14 protein-coding genes are annotated in these 17495 nt (G+C 42.9%); 4 read left to right on the forward strand and 10 right to left on the reverse strand.

Features of this window, described 5'->3' with window-relative positions; translation table 11 throughout:
• Window positions 1–2 precede the first annotated feature (2 nt).
• From HFU86_RS19730 to HFU86_RS19735, 9 genes are all read right to left on the reverse strand, one after another.
• Window positions 3–992 (reverse strand): fimbrial protein, encoded by a 990-nt coding sequence (locus HFU86_RS19730; RefSeq protein WP_255425923.1) that lies wholly within the window; start codon window positions 990–992, stop codon window positions 3–5.
• A 26-nt stretch (window positions 993–1018) separates the two neighbouring features.
• Window positions 1019–3508 (reverse strand): fimbria/pilus outer membrane usher protein, encoded by a 2490-nt coding sequence (locus HFU86_RS01920; protein WP_187128621.1) that lies wholly within the window; start codon window positions 3506–3508, stop codon window positions 1019–1021.
• Between the two features lie 24 nt (window positions 3509–3532).
• Complete coding sequence (locus HFU86_RS01925; protein WP_187128622.1) at window positions 3533–4204, reverse strand: fimbrial biogenesis chaperone; 672 nt, start codon at window positions 4202–4204, stop codon at window positions 3533–3535.
• 75 nt (window positions 4205–4279) lie between these two features.
• Window positions 4280–4810 carry a fimbrial protein gene (locus HFU86_RS01930; RefSeq protein WP_036948536.1) on the reverse strand — a complete coding sequence of 177 codons (531 nt, stop codon included), beginning with the start codon at window positions 4808–4810 and terminating at the stop codon, window positions 4280–4282.
• A 469-nt stretch (window positions 4811–5279) separates the two neighbouring features.
• Window positions 5280–5543 (reverse strand): helix-turn-helix domain-containing protein, encoded by a 264-nt coding sequence (locus HFU86_RS01935; RefSeq protein WP_154609485.1) that lies wholly within the window; start codon window positions 5541–5543, stop codon window positions 5280–5282.
• A 179-nt stretch (window positions 5544–5722) separates the two neighbouring features.
• Window positions 5723–7171, reverse strand: coding sequence for a nitrogen regulation protein NR(I) (gene glnG, locus HFU86_RS01940; protein WP_132496910.1), 1449 nt, complete (start codon window positions 7169–7171; stop codon window positions 5723–5725).
• Between the two features lie 9 nt (window positions 7172–7180).
• Entirely contained in the window at window positions 7181–8230 is a 1050-nt protein-coding gene (glnL, locus tag HFU86_RS01945) for a nitrogen regulation protein NR(II) (protein ID WP_132496911.1), read from the reverse strand.
• A 164-nt stretch (window positions 8231–8394) separates the two neighbouring features.
• Window positions 8395–9804 carry a glutamate--ammonia ligase gene (glnA, locus tag HFU86_RS01950; RefSeq protein ID WP_036948546.1) on the reverse strand — a complete coding sequence of 470 codons (1410 nt, stop codon included), beginning with the start codon at window positions 9802–9804 and terminating at the stop codon, window positions 8395–8397.
• A 347-nt stretch (window positions 9805–10151) separates the two neighbouring features.
• Window positions 10152–11018, reverse strand: coding sequence for a PadR family transcriptional regulator (locus HFU86_RS19735; protein ID WP_255425924.1), 867 nt, complete (start codon window positions 11016–11018; stop codon window positions 10152–10154).
• A gap of 426 nt (window positions 11019–11444) precedes the next feature.
• On the opposite strand from HFU86_RS19735, the gene typA reads away from it, so the two are divergent.
• The 4 genes from typA to fabY all read left to right on the forward strand — a co-directional run bounded on the left by typA (window position 11445) and on the right by fabY (window position 15577).
• On the forward strand, window positions 11445–13268 hold the full coding sequence (gene typA / locus HFU86_RS01960) for a ribosome-dependent GTPase TypA (protein WP_036948555.1): 1824 nt from the start codon (window positions 11445–11447) through the stop codon (window positions 13266–13268).
• 251 nt (window positions 13269–13519) lie between these two features.
• Window positions 13520–14134 carry a glucose-1-phosphatase gene (gene yihX, locus HFU86_RS01965; protein ID WP_036948558.1) on the forward strand — a complete coding sequence of 205 codons (615 nt, stop codon included), beginning with the start codon at window positions 13520–13522 and terminating at the stop codon, window positions 14132–14134.
• Between the two features lie 55 nt (window positions 14135–14189).
• Complete coding sequence (gene dtd, locus HFU86_RS01970; RefSeq protein ID WP_132496913.1) at window positions 14190–14627, forward strand: D-aminoacyl-tRNA deacylase; 438 nt, start codon at window positions 14190–14192, stop codon at window positions 14625–14627.
• A 26-nt stretch (window positions 14628–14653) separates the two neighbouring features.
• Window positions 14654–15577: a fatty acid biosynthesis protein FabY gene (fabY, locus tag HFU86_RS01975; protein ID WP_132496914.1), complete on the forward strand. Its 924-nt coding sequence runs from the start codon at window positions 14654–14656 to the stop codon at window positions 15575–15577.
• Window positions 15578–15672: 95 nt separating this feature from the next.
• Here the strand turns inward: fabY and HFU86_RS01980 are convergent, their stop codons facing one another.
• Window positions 15673–17466 (reverse strand): AsmA family protein, encoded by a 1794-nt coding sequence (locus HFU86_RS01980; RefSeq protein ID WP_187128623.1) that lies wholly within the window; start codon window positions 17464–17466, stop codon window positions 15673–15675.
• Window positions 17467–17495 lie beyond the last annotated feature (29 nt).

The following is a 17495-nucleotide window of genomic DNA, read 5'->3' on the forward strand; positions in this document are numbered from 1 at the left end:
CTTTATTCATAACGAATATTGACGGTTGCACTGGCGTTAGCTGTCCCCGGAGTGACTGTATTTGATGTTTTAATATAACGCGCTTTCCAACCAAAAATATAATCCCCTTCAGGTGCATTATCTTGCTGTGTCCATTGGGTATTTAAAGCTATAGGGTTGCTGGAATTATTTAATAATTGCACAGCAATGCCCGTAGCTTTATTAGCTCCAGTTAAACTTAACTTACCTGTTGATGCGTTATCGATAGCATCGGATGTGACATTGACTTTAATATTAGTGTTAGCAACACAAGATAATGCTATGGGAATATCTACATTATTACTGGTGTCACCAATATTTTTAAATTTTTTATCATCCCAATCACCTAAGTTGATATTATGAGTATCTACTCCATTTATTGTGCAGCTAGCAAGCGTAATTCGAAAGTTACTCGGAATGGCAATTTTAGCAAGAATTATTTTTTTTTGAGCAGTATTGTCGTAATAATATCTTTCAGCAAGGTCTCCCATTTTTAGTGTTTGCCCATTTGAATTACTAATAGGCCCTATTTTAATAATATCAACAAACCAGTTTGTTTCTCCAGAGAAATAGGCATAGCCCTGCATAGTCTGAGTAGCAGATGTGTAAGGAATTCCTGCAGAATAATTAGTACCAGTGGAATAATAAGTTCCAGATGTGATTCTTATACCGATTCCATTAATATTTGTTCGAGCAACTTTACTGGAATCTACTAACCAGCCATTTAAATATTGACTAGCGCTAATATAAGAGCAGCTTCCTGACGTGAATAAATAAGTTTTTGCAGGATAAACATTAATTGTGTAGCGCTTTAGAAGAGAATTGACTGCTATCGATTTATCGGACTGTATAATGATATTATCTACCGGTAAATAACTTGTTTTACCCAATTGAGGATTAAATACACACCCTGCTGCATTTGCTAAAGAGTAAGGTAAGATAAATAAGGTAATGATGATGACTAGTTTGTACATCAATCTCTTCATTGTAAATATTCTCGCTATTGGCATACCGCCTCCGTTTTATATAAACCAATATAATTCGGTAATCCCGCCAAGCTATAATTCACCTGACACTGTTGCTTATCGTTATATTGAATCGTAAATGAGCCACTCTCTGGCATTCCTGACAGATAAATTTCCCCGTCATTTCCGACCATCGCATTGAGCTGATTATTGCTTGGAAAAACAGCCTGCGCACCGAATGGCACGGGTTTGCCATCTTTAAAATGTAAGGTCATGATGGCGCGATAGCCCACATTGGCATTAAAGCTGGCTTTGGCAATTGCCCCTCGGCTTGGTGCCACATTCTGGGTGGTTAACTCCATTTCGGTATCATCTGGCAATTTACTGGTATCAATTTGGATGCCATTGCTGCGATATGCAGTGACATACGGCACTAACGCATAGCCTTGCCCGTTAGTTTGAATACCAGTTTGGTTCAGAATAGGGACATTAGCCGCATCGGGAATTTCCACCAATGCCGCAGTTTCACCCAGTTGCTGACCGAGAACTACCCCTCCGGAATGGGCGACCATACTGCCGCTGGCACCGTAATACAGGTTGTAATTATTGGTGCTGTAACCCGTACCCCCAGTGACTTCTCCATATTGTCCACGGTAGCTGGCATTTAAGTTACCGGAAGCCCCAGAATCGCGGGTTGGGAAGTTTTGCTGAGCACTCCAGTTCAAGCGATTATCCAGTTGCGTTGCTGAAACTCCCATGCTGCCCGAGGAGCCATTGCTACTGCTGTTTGTGCCGTTAAAGTTGTAATAGAAAGTGCTATCAAACAGGCTAAATGGCACACTGACCGTAAAGGCAAACTGGTGGTCATCGTCTTTATTGCGTCCATCGTAGTTATTTGGGTTGGTGTTTTTGTTATAGCTATAATTCACCCCATAGCTAATGTCGTTCCAGCTATTGTTATAGCCAATAGTTGTAGACTGCGTTTTGCGATCACTATTCCAGTAATCCTCGCTCACAAAGCCGACAGATAAGGAACCCCAGCCGTCCCCTAAGCTTTGGCTAAGGGTAATTTCTCCACGGTTACGGCGGCGCTCATGCAATGCGGTAAATGCTTCTTTTCGATAGCCATCAAACACTTCTGACAAGCTATAAAACCCTTTAGTGGAATAACGATAGCCCGCTAAAGCGATGTTGGTGCCAATATCATTCAGGTTTTTGTTATAGCGAAAACGGTAGGATTGTCCGCTCTCTTTTTCACCATTACTGAGGGTCGAACTGGCGTGGGTGACATCGATAGATAATGCACCAAATCGCCCTAAGTTTTGCCCTGAGCCGATGGAGTAAGCCTGATATTTGTCACTGACTTGGCTACCGCCAAACAGAGTCACCCCCCAAGGCAGCCCGTAAGTCAGTGCAAATTGGGCAAAGGTTTTTTTATCTACGCTACTGTCATAACTGCGGTATTGCCCGCCTGTCACGCTATAGGAGAGATACCCTTCACGTTGTAAAACCGGTAAAGAGGCAAACGGAATAATTTGGTACTGTTCACTACCGTTGGCTTCTTTAATCGTGACGTGTAAATCACCACTCCCCCCTGTAGGGTAGAGATCGTTGATTTCGAACGGACCTGCTGCAACATCGGTTTGGTAAATGGTGTAACCGTTTTGACGAATGGTGATCTGTGCATTACTGCGCGCGATACCGCGTACCACTGGTGCGTACCCACGTAGGCTTTCTGGATTCATATCATCGTCAGTGGAGAGTTGCACCCCACGAAACGGCACACTGTCGAAAATATCGGACGGTGATGAGCTGTCTCCAAGGATCAGCTGACTTTTTATCGCATTGATATTACGGCTTAAATAGGTATATACCGTGTCCCACTTATTGCGTTGCCCATCACTACTTTGCCACGTGGTGTAGTTGCGCAGACGCCACGGGCCGATATTCAGTCCCGGACGAAGATTCACATAGTTGGAATTGCTGCTGTTATTATCATTTTTACGATCGATACTGCGCGAGCCGTTATAGCTGTAATTGAGTAACAGGGCAGTGATCCCATTGTCGATCTCCGCGAGATCCACATAGCCGCGCGGGTTCATGTTCAATGCAATCTGCGGAATGCTTAAATAAAGGCGCTGAGAACCAAATTCAAACTCACTTTTGGCATCAGGAATCGCAGATAAATTAATGCATTGGTTACCCGCGACTTGCAGCTCAGGATATTCCCCCACTTTAACCCCGACATCTTTCAAGTCGGAGAGCGTTAAGCAAGGCTCCAGTTCATTATTTTTATTGGTGGAAAAGCTAACACTTTTTGAGCCAATCAAGCTCTTATTAATGTAAATATCCACATAATATTGACCCGGTAATTGTTCATTACGCTCAAACTGTTCTAAGTCCACGGATTCTTTATTCGGTAGCTCAAGAAATTCAGGATCAAAATAGGTGTCCGTTTCTGCCGAAGATGTCGCAATATAGCCTAGAGATAAAAATAGGCTAAGGCATATTTTATTTATTTTCATAGATAAACCTGACTATCCTTAAAGCTATATTTTTATTTCTGCTGGATTATTGGCGGAGCCATAATCATTAATCACTTCCCATTTAATGGTTCCGTGTAATTCGGGATTGTTAATATTGAAGCTTTTTTCTGAAAACGGAGCGACATATGAAATGTTCTCTGCGCTCTTTCCATTAAATTTAATACTCTGGAAGTTCATGTAATAAGGTGTTGGGTTATTCACAGTGATTACCTTACTATTTTTCGACCACTTAAGTTTTTTTTGCTCTTCATTAAAATCGACATTCGTTAATGAATCAGGGCGATAAATTAATTTCATCTGAGTTTTGAATGCGATCTTTAGTGAGTTTTCTGATTTTTTCTCTGTTGCAGGAATTGTTTTTACATTTAACCAGAATAAAGATTCTCTATCTTTAGGTAAAGTGTCTTGAGTTAAAAATATCCGTAATGCGTTAGTTTTTTCTTGGTTTAAACGAAAAAGTGGTGGCGTAATAGTAAAGTCCGTTTGCTTACCTTCATTGGCATTTTCAATCCATGACTGAATTAAATAAGGTATTTTATCTGGGTTTTCCACGCTAATACTCACGTCTTTCTTTCCTTCAGGATAAATGACGCGGGTACCACCAATAATAACACCGGCATTGGCTGTACTGATAAATGTGAAAAAAAAGATAAAAATAGTAATTATTGATTTCATATAGCCACCACTGAGTTATAACAAAACAAAAAATAAATCACTAAGGCTTATATCCCTATAAACCTTAAATTGAAATTAGTTATAATTAATTGTGAATGTTGCCGTTGAGTTTGCTAAACCAGCACTGACAGCATCAGACATCGCAATATAACGTGCAGTAAAATCTAAATTATTTACAACTGTTTCTTTTAGTGTGTACTCATTGGATTCTGTATATAAAGGAACAGTCACCCCTTTAGCATCTTGGATCTGAATACCAACATCTTTAGCAATTCCAGATGCTCCCGCATTGGTTAACTGCAGAACGCTGCTATCACCTTCATAAGAAACGCCATCAAATTTTACCGTTGCAGTGGTTACTGCGGCAGGGCAGTTTTCTAATTGAATGGAAAACTTAGTGGCAGCAGCAGTACTACCAGTACTGGCTAATGATGTTTTAGAGACTTTACCTAAGTTCACTTGAATCGCATCAGAACCGGATGCTAACTGACATGCGTTATCGATAATTTCGCCTGTGAAATTAATATCACCATCTTTGGCAAAGCTATTAGCAGAAATTAATAAAGTTCCTGTTGCAATTAACGATGCAATAATCTGTTTTTTCATTTTAACTCTCCGAACTGAGTTCGATATAAATATAATTTCGTGAATGTTTTTCGCTTGTGAATTAAAGCTTAAGTATTTTGTGTTTGTTTTTATAAATAAACAAGTTTGTGTTTTTTTAGATTTTAAATTTCATCTTGAGTTACGGTTATTTATTTTTGTTTTAAATTCACTATACGGGTGGGGTTTTTATTTAGGTTAATTTGGAAAATTGAAATATTAATAATTTCAATTTCAATGTGAATTGAAAATAAAAATTAAATGTCAGGATTTATTTTAGAGTGCGAGATTGTACAAAAACACGCTTTATGAGTTGGGAGAGTGAGATTTTATCTTAAATGTAAAATATTGATGGCAGGTTTTGACATAAAACAATATTCTTATTTATACATTGATTTATTTTTTATGAAGTTAAATCATCCTATTTCAATCATGAAATAAGATTGGTCTATTTGCGTATATCTTATAGTGATTACTTTTTATTAAGATAATGTACGATAAATTTCTTCTCCGCTTCACTAAATATAAAAAAGCTTAATAAACTAATCTCAAAATAATCGGCGTATTGTTTTAGTTTATCGACGGGAATTCGTGCCTTTCCTTTTTCATATTTCAGCTGTTGAAATTCGCAAACACCAATTTCGTCCGCTAGTTCTTTTAATGACAAATGATGATATTCACGGATTAGTGTTATTTTATGTCCAATAATTTCGGATATTGTATGGTTTTCGCTCATAGGAAACCCTCAATGACGGTATATTGACAGATGATGGTTATCGAGCATCGATATTCAATTAGTGCGGCTTTTTGATGATATTTTATTGATAATCAATATTAACCAATGAAAAGTTAACACGTTTTTTCGCGTGTTAACTTAATTAAATCATAGCTGCTAGATGGCGAGCTTTCTAGAAATTAATCTTCGATACCCAGCTCTTTTAATTTTCGCGTTAGGGTATTTCGACCCCAGCCTAATAAGCGAGCTGCTTCTTGCTTATGTCCGTGGGTATATTTGAGGGCGCAATTGAGCATGGTTTTCTCTAATAACGGCATGGCGTCATTAAATAAATTTTGCTGGCCGGCGTTCAGTGCGGAATCAGTCCATTTTTCTAATAGATCAAACCATGTGATGTTAGGATCTTGAGAATGGATGGCGGTTGAAGCAGGATCTTTCGCTGACTTGTTGGATTCTTGCTTATTAAATAGATCGCTTGGTAAATCTTGCGGAAGCACCTCTTGGCTAGCTGCCATAACGGTTAACCAACGACAGACGTTCTCCAATTGGCGCACATTTCCCGACCAAGAATAGCGTTGAAGAATTTTAATGCTGTCAGGGTGCAGAACTTTGCTTTCTACCCCTAACTCCTTGGCGGTATTTTGCAAAAAGTAATGGGCAAGACGAGGAATATCTTCAACGCGTTCCCGTAATGGCGGAAGCTGTACGCGGATCACGTTCAGTCGATGGAACAAGTCTTCGCGGAATAATCCTTCTTCCACGCGCTTTTCTAAGTTTTGGTGCGTTGCGGCGATAATTCGCACGTCGACCTTAACAGGGGTATAGCCACCAATTCGATAAAATTGCCCTTCAGCCAGTACCCGCAATAAGCGCGTTTGCACATCCAGAGGCATGTCACCGATTTCATCGAGGAATAGTGAACCTCGATTAGCTTGCTCAAAGCGCCCTTGGCGAACTTGGGATGCGCCTGTAAAAGCCCCTTTTTCGTGACCAAATAGCTCAGATTCAATTAAATCTTTTGGAATAGCCGCCATATTTAAGGCGATAAACGGTTCATTCGCTCGTGGGCTGTGTTGATGCAATGCGTGGGCAACGAGCTCTTTACCCGTTCCAGATTCTCCGTTGATAAGCACACTAATTGAGGAGCGGGAAAGGCGCCCAATGATCCGATACACCTCCTGCATGGCAGGGGCTTCGCCGATCATGGTAGATGAAATCACGGGAGCTTGCGGTTTGTCGCTTACTGCGCTGTTTTGTTCTCGACTATGGTTTAACGCGCGTTCCACCAAGGCGACGGTTTCATCAATATCAAAGGGCTTAGGGAGATAGTCAAAAGCGCCAGATTGATAAGCATTAACGGCAGCATCTAAATCGGAATGCGCGGTCATGATGATAATCGGCAGTAATGGATGGGACTGTTTTAGCTGGCTGAGTAAGGCAAGCCCATCCATGCCCGGCATACGAATATCGGAGAGCAATACGTCAGGGACGTCATTGTTGAGGGCGGTAAGCACTGCATCGGCGCTGTCAAAACAGGTGCAATTAAGTTCAGCACTGTTGAGCGCTCGCTCCAGTACCCAGCGGATTGAACTGTCATCATCAACAACCCAGATTTTTCCCTTCTGCATGGCTATCTCCTATTTTTTGATGGGTAGATAAATAGAAAACTCGGTGTGACCCGGCCAACTGTTAAATTCAATTTTCCCCGCATGTTGGTCCACTAGACTGCGCGCGATAGATAAGCCTAAGCCAGTGCCATCAGGGCGACCGCTGACCATCGGGTAAAACAGCGTATCTTGGATAGCGAGTGGAATACCGGGACCGTTATCTTCAATATCAATCCGTGCAGCTAGCTTATAGCGTTCCCCTTGCAGCATCACTTGAAATGCGGTGCGCGTGCGCAAAGTGATGCTGCCACCTGTATCGCCAAGCGCTTGCAAGGCGTTACGGGTGATATTGAGCAGCACTTGCTCCACTTGGTCTGGGTAGTATTCCAAATCGGGAAGGCTTGGGTCGTAATCGCGAACCAGCGTGATATTGTCTGGTTTTTCTAACCCGACTAAGCGCATCACATTTTCCACACTATGATGGATACTTTGCTCGGTTTTCGGTCCCGGATATTGAGGGCCTAGCAGCCTATCGACTAAGGCACGTAGGCGGTCGGCTTGCTCAATAATCACTTGGGTATATTCATTTAGCTGCGGGTCGGGCAGCGCCTTAGACAATAATTGCGCCGCACCACGTAATCCACCCAATGGGTTTTTGATTTCATGGGCAAGCCCACGGATCAATTCACGGGCAGCAAGCTGCTGGGCATTTTGCGCTAACTCTTGGCTAAGGCGTCGCTGGCTATCCAATTGGGACAGCTCGACAAGAATAAATTGGTCGGATAAAGGCTGAGCACTTAAAGACATCATGTGAGAGTGGTTATTAAGCACTAGTGTCACTTCGTTTTCGGTAAAACTGTGGCCAGTTTTGAGGCTATTGAGCATCTGTTCATCATTTAATGAACAATAGTTGAATAGTAACGGGAGCGGGGTGCCATAGAGCTTACGGGGGCTTTGTGCCAAAATTTGTAAGGCGGCATGGTTGGCATAATGAATGACTAAATCGTAATCCAGCACTAATACGCTGTTAATTAAGGAATCGAGGAGATGTTCGGGGACAGGTAAATGCTCGGCTTTCATGTAATATTGCTCCTGCACTATTTTGGTGCATTATACGTTATTTACTGATTAACCGATACGTCGAAGCCAATATTTGCTGTTTATCACTCGGTGCAGAGAAAAGGCCCCATCCAAAGATGGGGCAAGTGCTTCACGGCAACAAAGACTATCAGTGGAACGGCGTGTTACGCACTGTAGTACATTTCAAATTCGAGTGGGTGTGGTGCCATACGAACGCGTTGGATATCAGCACGCAGTAATTCGATGTAAGCGTCGATAGCATCATCAGTAAATACACCACCACGAGTTAAGAACTCACGGTTTTTATCCAGTTCAGCCAGTGCTTCTTCTAAAGAACCCGCCACTGTTGGGATCTCTTTGGCTTCTTCTGGCGGTAAGTCATACAGGTTTTTGTCCATCGCATCACCTGGGTGGATCTTGTTGATGATGCCATCAAGACCTGCCATTAACTGAGCAGCAAACGCTAAGTATGGGTTAGCCGCTGGGTCTGGGAAGCGAACTTCGATACGACGTGCTTTCGTGCTTGCAACCACTGGGATACGGATAGATGCAGAGCGGTTACGTGCAGAGTAAGCCAGCATGACTGGTGCTTCAAAACCTGGGACTAAACGTTTGTAGGAGTTAGTCGTTGGGTTAGTGAATGCGTTCAGTGCGCGAGCGTGTTTGATGATACCGCCGATGTAGTACAGCGCCATCTCAGATAATCCGCCGTATTTATCGCCTGCAAATAGGTTTACACCACCTTTAGATAAAGACATGTGGCAGTGCATACCGGAACCGTTATCACCAACTAATGGTTTTGGCATAAAGGTCGCAGTTTTGCCGTATGCGTGTGCAACGTTGTGGACAACGTATTTGTAAATTTGAGTCTCATCCGCTTTTTTGGTCATGGTGTTAAAGCGAGTTGCGATTTCGTTTTGACCTGCAGTTGCCACTTCATGGTGGTGAGCTTCAACCACTAAGCCCATCTCTTCCATCGTGGTACACATAGCCGAACGTAAATCTTGTGATGAGTCTACTGGTGGTACTGGGAAGTAACCGCCTTTCACTGCTGGACGGTGACCTTTGTTACCGCCTTCGTATTTAGTGCCAGTGTTCCATGCGGCTTCGATATCATCGATGTGATAGTAGCTGCTGTGCATGCTGTTGCCGAAGCGAATGTCATCGAACACGAAAAATTCTGGTTCAGGTCCAAATAACACCATATCCGCAATACCGCTAGAACGCAGGTAATCTTCAGCACGTTTAGAGATAGAGCGGGGGTCGCGATCATAACCTTGCATAGTGCCTGGCTCTAAAATGTCGCAACGAATGATTAAGGTATTATCGGCGTAGAATGGGTCTAACATTGCGGTAGATGCATCAGGCATTAATACCATGTCAGACTCGTTGATGCCTTTCCAGCCACCGATGGATGAGCCATCAAACATTTGACCTTCTTCAAAGAAGTCTTCGTCAACTTGATGAGCAGGGATAGTGATGTGTTGCTCTTTACCTTTGGTATCAGTAAAACGCAGATCAATAAATCTAACATTGTGCTCTTCGATTAACGATAAAACATGTTTAGCGGACATTCTCGGCTCTCCTGGTCGGGTCTAATCAACTCACGCAGCAATTAAGGTGCGCATGAGTTGGTTTATCTGGCTTCGCAAGATTAATGATTATTTCATTAACAATATTGCAAGCTCTCTAGGGTTGTATAAGCGAAAAGCGTGCCAACTTTTAAAATCATCGTAAATGGGGATGATGACAAGAAGATGGCAATGATTAGGCTAAAAAACAGTCTATCATTGCGCTGTATTGGTGCAAGGAAAAGATTTGCCGCACTAATATGGTGCAATTAATGGAGGGCGGAAACAAAAACGGTGTAGTGCCATTGATTGGCGCCACACCGTTGGTATTTTTAGAGATATAAAAAGGTTTATTCGTCATTACTGTCAGTTAATAACGTGTTTACTTCTTCAATTTGTTTGACGGCATCATTGATGATCGCTGCAATTTGATGAGTTTGTTCTTCATTTAATTGCTTGAGCACCATTTTATGGCGGAGCAGGGCTTTAAAACGGCTCACTGCCATTTCGATATCTTCTGATAAGTTGGTGCCTTGCTGTAGTTCACGGGCTTTGGCTAATTTACGGCTGATAACGGCTTCAGTTTCTTTATTCTGCGCGAGGTGTTCAGCCCCTTCTGGAGTAATAGAGAAACTTTTGCGATTACGCTCGACAATTTGGGATTCCAAAAAGCCTTGTTCTTCTAATAGGGTTAAGGTTGGGTAGATGACCCCAGGGCTTGGTACATATAAGCCATTAGATGCTTCTTGGATGTCTTTGATGATTTCATAACCATAGCTTGGTTTTTTTGCCACTAAAGAGAGCACCATAATGTGCAGATCTCCATGGTCAAATAGGCGACGTAAGCCTTTGCCGCGTCCGCGACGCCCTTCGCCGTGGCAGCCTTCATTACGTCCATGACCGTGACGACCCTCGCCGTGACAGCCTTCACCGTGTCCACGACCGTGACGACCCTCGCCGTGACAGCCTTCACCGTGTCCACGACCGTGACGACCCTCGCCGTGACAGCCTTCACCGTGTCCACGACCGTGACGACCCTCGCCGTGGCAGCCTTCACCGTGTCCACGACCATGACGACCCTCGCCGTGACAACATTCCCCGTGGCCATGACCATGGCGATGTTCTTGGTGCTCGCTATTGTGGCAGCAGCCACCGTGTCCTCGTTGATGTTCGTCATGATGTGAGGCATAAATATGACGGCATTGATGTATTCTCATAGGAACCTCTGTTATTATTTCGATATATCTAAATTGCGTTGATGGGTTCACTTTATTCCGATATATCTAAATTGTCAAATTAGATATATCTAAATAATAAAAAATACATTGAAATGAGTGATAGACGAAGAAAGTTTATTTTTTATTCTCTTTTTCGGCTGCTAATATTTCCTTTTTAGCGTATTATCCTGCCACTTTGTGATTTCCTAGTGCTGATAATTGCTATTTTTTTGAGCATCTTTGCACGACGACGCAACTGAATGTTTTTTAGCTAAAAACTTTTTTAATAGTGATGGCTTTCACATTTATTCCACTTGTGTGGAAAAACGTGTAAAATAACAGCAAATTAACGTAGAAAGTATGCTTAGGGCATTACAACAACTCATAAAGCATATTCCTTTCCTGTCAATTAAACGGTAAAAATCCTTGTCAATTCAAAACTTAAGAAACATCGCCATCATCGCTCACGTTGACCATGGCAAGACAACACTGGTTGGTAAATTACTGCAACAGTCCGGCACTTTCGGTGAACGTGAAACTGTTGATGAGCGTGTTATGGACTCCAATGACTTGGAGAAAGAGCGTGGTATTACAATCCTTGCTAAAAACACCGCTATCCAATGGAATGGTTATCACATCAATATCGTAGACACCCCAGGTCACGCCGACTTTGGTGGTGAAGTTGAACGTGTTATGTCCATGGTTGACTGCGTTCTGCTGGTTGTTGATGCGATGGACGGCCCAATGCCACAAACTCGCTTCGTAACGCAAAAAGCGTTCGACCACGGTTTACGTCCAATTGTTGTTATCAACAAAGTTGACCGCCCAGGCGCGCGTCCTGATTGGGTTGTTGACCAAGTATTCGACTTATTCGTGAACTTAGGTGCTACGGATGAGCAATTAGATTTCCCTATCGTTTATGCATCTGCATTAAACGGTATCGCTGGTCTTGACCATACAGATATGGCTGAAGACATGACTCCACTGTACGAAGCTATCGTGGAACACGTTGAGCCACCAGCAGTTGATCTGGAAGGTCCATTCCAGATGCAAGTGTCTCAGTTAGATTACAACAGCTACTTAGGTGTTATCGGTATCGGTCGCATCAAGCGTGGTACTGTTAAACCTAACCAACAAGTGACTGTTATCGACAGCGAAGGTAAGACTCGCAACGGTAAAATCGGTAAAGTTCTGACTCACTTAGGTTTAGAGCGTATTGATTCACAACAAGCTGAAGCTGGCGACATTGTTGCACTGACTGGTTTAGGTGAACTGAATATTTCTGACACTATCTGCCAAGTGGGTAACGTTGAAGCACTGCCTGCACTGGCGGTTGATGAGCCTACAGTTAGCATGTTCTACTGTGTTAACACCTCACCATTCTGTGGTAAAGAAGGTAAGTTCGTTACTTCACGTCAAATCCTTGATCGTCTGAATAAAGAACTGGTTCACAACGTTGCACTGCGTGTTGAAGAAACTCAAGATCCAGATGCATTCCGCGTTTCTGGTCGTGGTGAGCTGCACTTATCTGTTCTGATCGAAAACATGCGTCGTGAAGGCTTCGAATTAGCCGTTTCTCGTCCAAAAGTTATCGTTCGTGAAATCGATGGTCGTAAACAAGAGCCATTCGAACAAGTGACTTTGGATGTTGAAGAACAAAACCAAGGCGACGTGATGAAAGCGTTAGGTGAGCGTAAAGGTGACCTGCGTGACATGATGCCAGACGGTAAAGGTCGTGTACGTTTAGACTACATCATTCCTAGCCGTGGTCTGATTGGCTTCCGTACTGAGTTCATGACTATGACTTCAGGTACTGGCTTACTGTACTCCACATTCAGCCACTACGACGATGTTCGCCCAGGCGAAATCGGCGGCCGTCAAAACGGTGTTCTGATCTCTAATGGTCAAGGTAAAGCAGTTGCATACGCACTGTACAGCCTGCAAGATCGCGGTAAGTTATTCTTAGGTCACGGTGCTGAAGTGTATGAAGGCCAAATCATCGGTATTCACTCACGTTCTAATGACCTGACTGTTAACTGCTTAACTGGTAAAAAACTGACTAACATGCGTGCGTCAGGTACTGATGAAGCGACAACTCTGTCACCACCTATCAAAATGACTCTGGAACAAGCTCTTGAGTTTATCGATGATGATGAATTAGTTGAAGTAACTCCACTGTCAATTCGTCTGCGTAAGCGCCACTTGACAGAGAACGATCGCCGTCGTGCTGGCCGTTCTAAAGAAGATTAATCGTTAGTCTTTGAATTAAAATAGAAGGTGCCAAATATGGCACCTTTTTTTATGCACAAAAATTGAACGGTAAATGAATTTAGGTTATATCGGAGGAAAAAATTTGTTTATCCAGATACAAACGTCATTCCTCTAGCCAATTTGCTTAATCGATAAATTGAAAAAATAACCTTAATAATCCTCAATTAGGACTGTTCAGTTGCCTCAATAATGATTAAAGTAAATTTAATGAATAACTAAGAGGACAATTTATGCTGTATATCTTCGATATGGGTAATGTGATTATTGATATCGACTTCAATCGTGTATTTGATAAGTGGTCTGAACTAAGTGGTACCCCAAGTTCAGAAATCAAAAAGCGATTCACTTTTGGCAATATCTTCCAACTCCACGAGTGTGGCAAAATTTCAGATATCGAATTTGCTGAACTGCTCTGTGAAGAATTGGGTATCACCCTAAGCTTTGAAGATTTTGCAGAAGGCTGGCACTCAATTTTCATCTCACTAAGACCAGAAGTCATTGATATTATGGAACGTCTGCGTGAGCAAGGTCATCGCGTTGTCGTGTTATCTAACACTAACCGCCTGCATCTTGATTATTGGCCAGAACACTACCCTGAAATTGCAGCGTCCTCTGATTTCCTGTATCTATCCCAAGATTTAGGAATGCGTAAGCCAGATCCAGAAATTTTCAAATATGTTCTGGAATCTGAAGAATTTGAAGCAGCTGATGCGGTGTTCTTTGATGATGTAGAAGAAAACGTAAAAGCGGCTGAAGCACTTGGTATCAAAGGTGTTCATGTCTTGAATAAAGACACCGTTCCTGAATATTTTCGTACTTACGACTTTAGCGCCGAAGTCGAATAATCCAGTTCTTAATAAGGAGTAACGGCGACGTTACTCCTTTTTTTATCGAGTACCCATGATTGCATTAATCCAAAGAGTCACTCACGCGAGTGTGGTTGTTGATGAAAAAACAGTAGGGCAAATTGGTCCTGGTCTTTTAGTTTTGCTCGGTGTTGAAAAAGACGATGATGAGCAGAAAGCAAAACGCCTTTGTGAGAAAGTCCTTGGCTATCGTATTTTTAGCGATGAACAAGGCAAAATGAACCTTAACGTTCAACAAGCTGGCGGAAGTTTATTAGTGGTTTCACAGTTCACGTTAGCCGCAGATACCAAGAAAGGGATGCGCCCAAGCTTCTCCGGCGGAGCGGAGCCAGCGAAAGCGGATCAGCTGTATCAATATTTTGTTGAGCAAAGCCGTGCACAAGGCATCGTGACAGAAACCGGTGAATTTGCGGCGGACATGCAAGTTAGCTTGACCAATGATGGTCCCGTGACTTTTTGGCTGCAAGTGTAGAAAAATCGCTTAAGGGAGGGGGAGAGATGTACCACCTACGGACACCAAAAGATGAACTTGAATTCGCTGCATACTACCAATTTCGCTGGTCAATGCTGCGAGAACCGTTCAAACAACCCCTTGGCTCTGAAAAAGACGGTTATGATTTAACCGCTCACCATCAAATGGTGGTTGATGAAAAAAATCGTATTTTGGCTATTGGGCGCCTATATATTAATGCCGATAACGAAGGTGCTATTCGCTTTCTCGCGGTTAATCCTGTTATGCAAGGTAAGGGCTTAGGCAAACTGATTATTATGGCGCTTGAAACCATTGCAAGGCGAGAAGGTGTTAAACGCATTGTGTCCAGTGTTCGAGAAGAAGCCGTACCATTTTTCGCCAAAATGGGTTTTGAACGTCGTGGCGAAGTCACTGGGGAGCTGAAAACCCCTGTTCGACACTATTTGATGATCAAACCGATTGAAACCCTTGACCAAATTCTCCATCGTCCGGATTGGTGCGGTGAGCTTCAGCAAGCTTGGCACAAGCATATTCCATTAAGTGAAAAAATGGGTGTACGTATTGAACAGTACACAGGAAAGCGCTTTGTGACGACAATGCCAGAAGCAGGGAACCAAAATCCCCATAATACTATCTTTGCTGGAAGCCAATTTTCTCTCGCCACGTTAACTGGCTGGGGAATGATTTGGCTACTGCTGCAAGAGCATCAATTAGGCGGAGAAATCGTTCTGGTAGATGCCAATATTCGTTATGCAAAACCCGTTAGTGGGCGCCCAACCGCAGTCGCCGATCTCTCACATCTTAGTGGGGATTTAGATCGCCTCGCCCGAGGAAGTAAAGCGCGGGTAAAACTAGAAGTGCATGTGAGCAATGCAGAAAACCAAGTGGGTGCGGTATTTAGTGGCATATATATGGTGCTGCCAGAAACGAAAAAAGAGAAAATCGAATAATGTTTTTAGGTGACTGACTGTTTTTGGTGAAGAGTCGAAAAAGCAGGCCATCCGAAGGGATGAGCCTGCTTTTTATTGCTTATTAACTCACTGCTTTATTGAGTAACCATATCAGGAACATGCCTATCAACAGGGTAGGTATTTTCTGCTGGTACAGTGTGTGATTCTAGCTTGGGTTGGGGTTCTGCTGATGGCTCTACGGGGGCGACGCCAGATACCACATGGCCATCAACCACAGTACGCAGTTGAGCGCTTCCTTGAAGTGGCTTAGCGGTTAATTTTCCGTTGAGGCTTGATACTAGAGGTGATGCGAGTAAATCCCCTTGTAATGAAGCCTCGAAATCTCCCCACATTTGTGGTGAAAAGCCTGACCAACCCCATTGGTTTAAATCACTTAAATCAATGTTGGTGCCTGATGCACGTAATTCAAAAGGTGCTTTACCCGGCTCTTGTTGCGCCAGTAAACCGATTTTTGCGATACCACGGTCAACGCTGCCACTGAGACTGGCGGCGGTACGTCCATTACTTCCTGCAATTTCTAAAAGTGGACGGCGGATCATCACCTGGTTGATGGTACCTGTATCGGCATTGAAAGTCGCTTGTCCCTTCCAAATTCCCCACTGTTTCTGTTTGATCAGGTCAACATAGCGAATGTTGCCGCTTAACGCGGTAAATTCGAAAGGAAACTCAGGTTGAATATTCATCAGCAAAGATTGCGTGACGGTAAAATTATCAATGGCGAATGTGGATAACCACGCTGGTGCGGGTTGAGCAAAGAACGACAGCCAATTATCTGGCAAGGTATACAGAACCCCAGCGAGCGTACCTTCAGTGATGGTCAGTGATTTATCATTACGTTGCCAAACCGCACTGAGGTTAAAAATACCTTTATTGTAGTAGCCGGAGAGCTTATCAACATTGAGGTTATCACCGTCAATGTTCAGCTCACCGATAAGCGTATCAACTTGTTGGTCTTGGATAACCAATTGATCGACATTGAAATTAATATGGCTTTTCGGGCTACTCCAACTCCCTCTTACCAAGGCAATTTGATCGACTTCGCTACTCAGACCTGAAAGCGCCCAATCGCGCCCTTGAATATCCACATTGGTCAGTTGTAATTGGTTGATTTGCAATGTTCGGTCACTGTTTATTGCATCAAATAGCGCATCAAAGGTTAAGTCATTCTGCCAGCCCACTTTATTCATCGACAGGTTATCAATGGTGATAGAATCGTCAGCAAACCATTTTCCTTTACCCGTGATCGCTCCATTATTGAGGTAGCCGCTGATTTGGCTAAAATCTGTTACCTTTTCTTGTAATTTCCCCGTGACCGCGACATTTCTAAAAGGGAGAGAGTTCAAGGTTAATTGGTTGGTAGTAAAGCGAAAATCACCATAACCAAATGGATTTTCAGTTGTCGGTTTCCATGGAGTTATACCCCCAGTAAACCCTGCGACTTGAACGGTGTTTTTGTCTTGAGTTAATTGAATCTGGCTATTTTCAAATTGCAGAACTTTCGCAGAAAGCGGTAGTGGTGATGTGTTATCGGTAAAGTTTGCAGATAAGTCGCCTTGAGTGATGGTTAAGCGTTGAATGGCTTCACCACTGAAAATATGCCGCCAATTGATATCCACCACAATTTGCCGAGCATCTAATTCTAGCTGCTTGTTGCTTGACTCAATCTTAATGTCTTGGAAAATAAATTTACCCGGCTCAGAGAACTGATGTCCCATAATGCCGACGTTAATGTCGTAAGGCGTAAATTTACTCAGAAGTTGGCTGGCGTAACCTGCTCCCCATCGGGTTTGTAAGGCAATATAACAGGCAAGAAATACAATCAAAAGAAGCAGAAAAATATAGCCGAAAAACCTCAGTAACCCTTTCACGTTTGTCTGCTCCCTTATTAATCAGATAA

Origin of the sequence: Providencia sp. JUb39 (assembly GCF_012272845.1) — a bacterium.
Classification (GTDB): domain Bacteria; phylum Pseudomonadota; class Gammaproteobacteria; order Enterobacterales; family Enterobacteriaceae; genus Providencia; species Providencia lanzhouensis.

Coding starts and splice junctions, on each gene's coding strand:
- dtd (WP_132496913.1), top strand. CDS start 14,190: ATGATTGCATTAATCCAAAGAGTCACTCACGCGAGTGTGGTTGTTGAT.
- yihX (WP_036948558.1), top strand. CDS start 13,520: ATGCTGTATATCTTCGATATGGGTAATGTGATTATTGATATCGACTTC.
- HFU86_RS19730 (WP_255425923.1), bottom strand. CDS start 992: ATGTACAAACTAGTCATCATCATTACCTTATTTATCTTACCTTACTCT.
- HFU86_RS01920 (WP_187128621.1), bottom strand. CDS start 3,508: ATGAAAATAAATAAAATATGCCTTAGCCTATTTTTATCTCTAGGCTAT.
- glnA (WP_036948546.1), bottom strand. CDS start 9,804: ATGTCCGCTAAACATGTTTTATCGTTAATCGAAGAGCACAATGTTAGA.
- HFU86_RS01925 (WP_187128622.1), bottom strand. CDS start 4,204: ATGAAATCAATAATTACTATTTTTATCTTTTTTTTCACATTTATCAGT.
- HFU86_RS19735 (WP_255425924.1), bottom strand. CDS start 11,018: ATGAGAATACATCAATGCCGTCATATTTATGCCTCACATCATGACGAA.
- HFU86_RS01930 (WP_036948536.1), bottom strand. CDS start 4,810: ATGAAAAAACAGATTATTGCATCGTTAATTGCAACAGGAACTTTATTA.
- fabY (WP_132496914.1), top strand. CDS start 14,654: ATGTACCACCTACGGACACCAAAAGATGAACTTGAATTCGCTGCATAC.
- HFU86_RS01935 (WP_154609485.1), bottom strand. CDS start 5,543: ATGAGCGAAAACCATACAATATCCGAAATTATTGGACATAAAATAACA.
- glnG (WP_132496910.1), bottom strand. CDS start 7,171: ATGCAGAAGGGAAAAATCTGGGTTGTTGATGATGACAGTTCAATCCGC.
- glnL (WP_132496911.1), bottom strand. CDS start 8,230: ATGAAAGCCGAGCATTTACCTGTCCCCGAACATCTCCTCGATTCCTTA.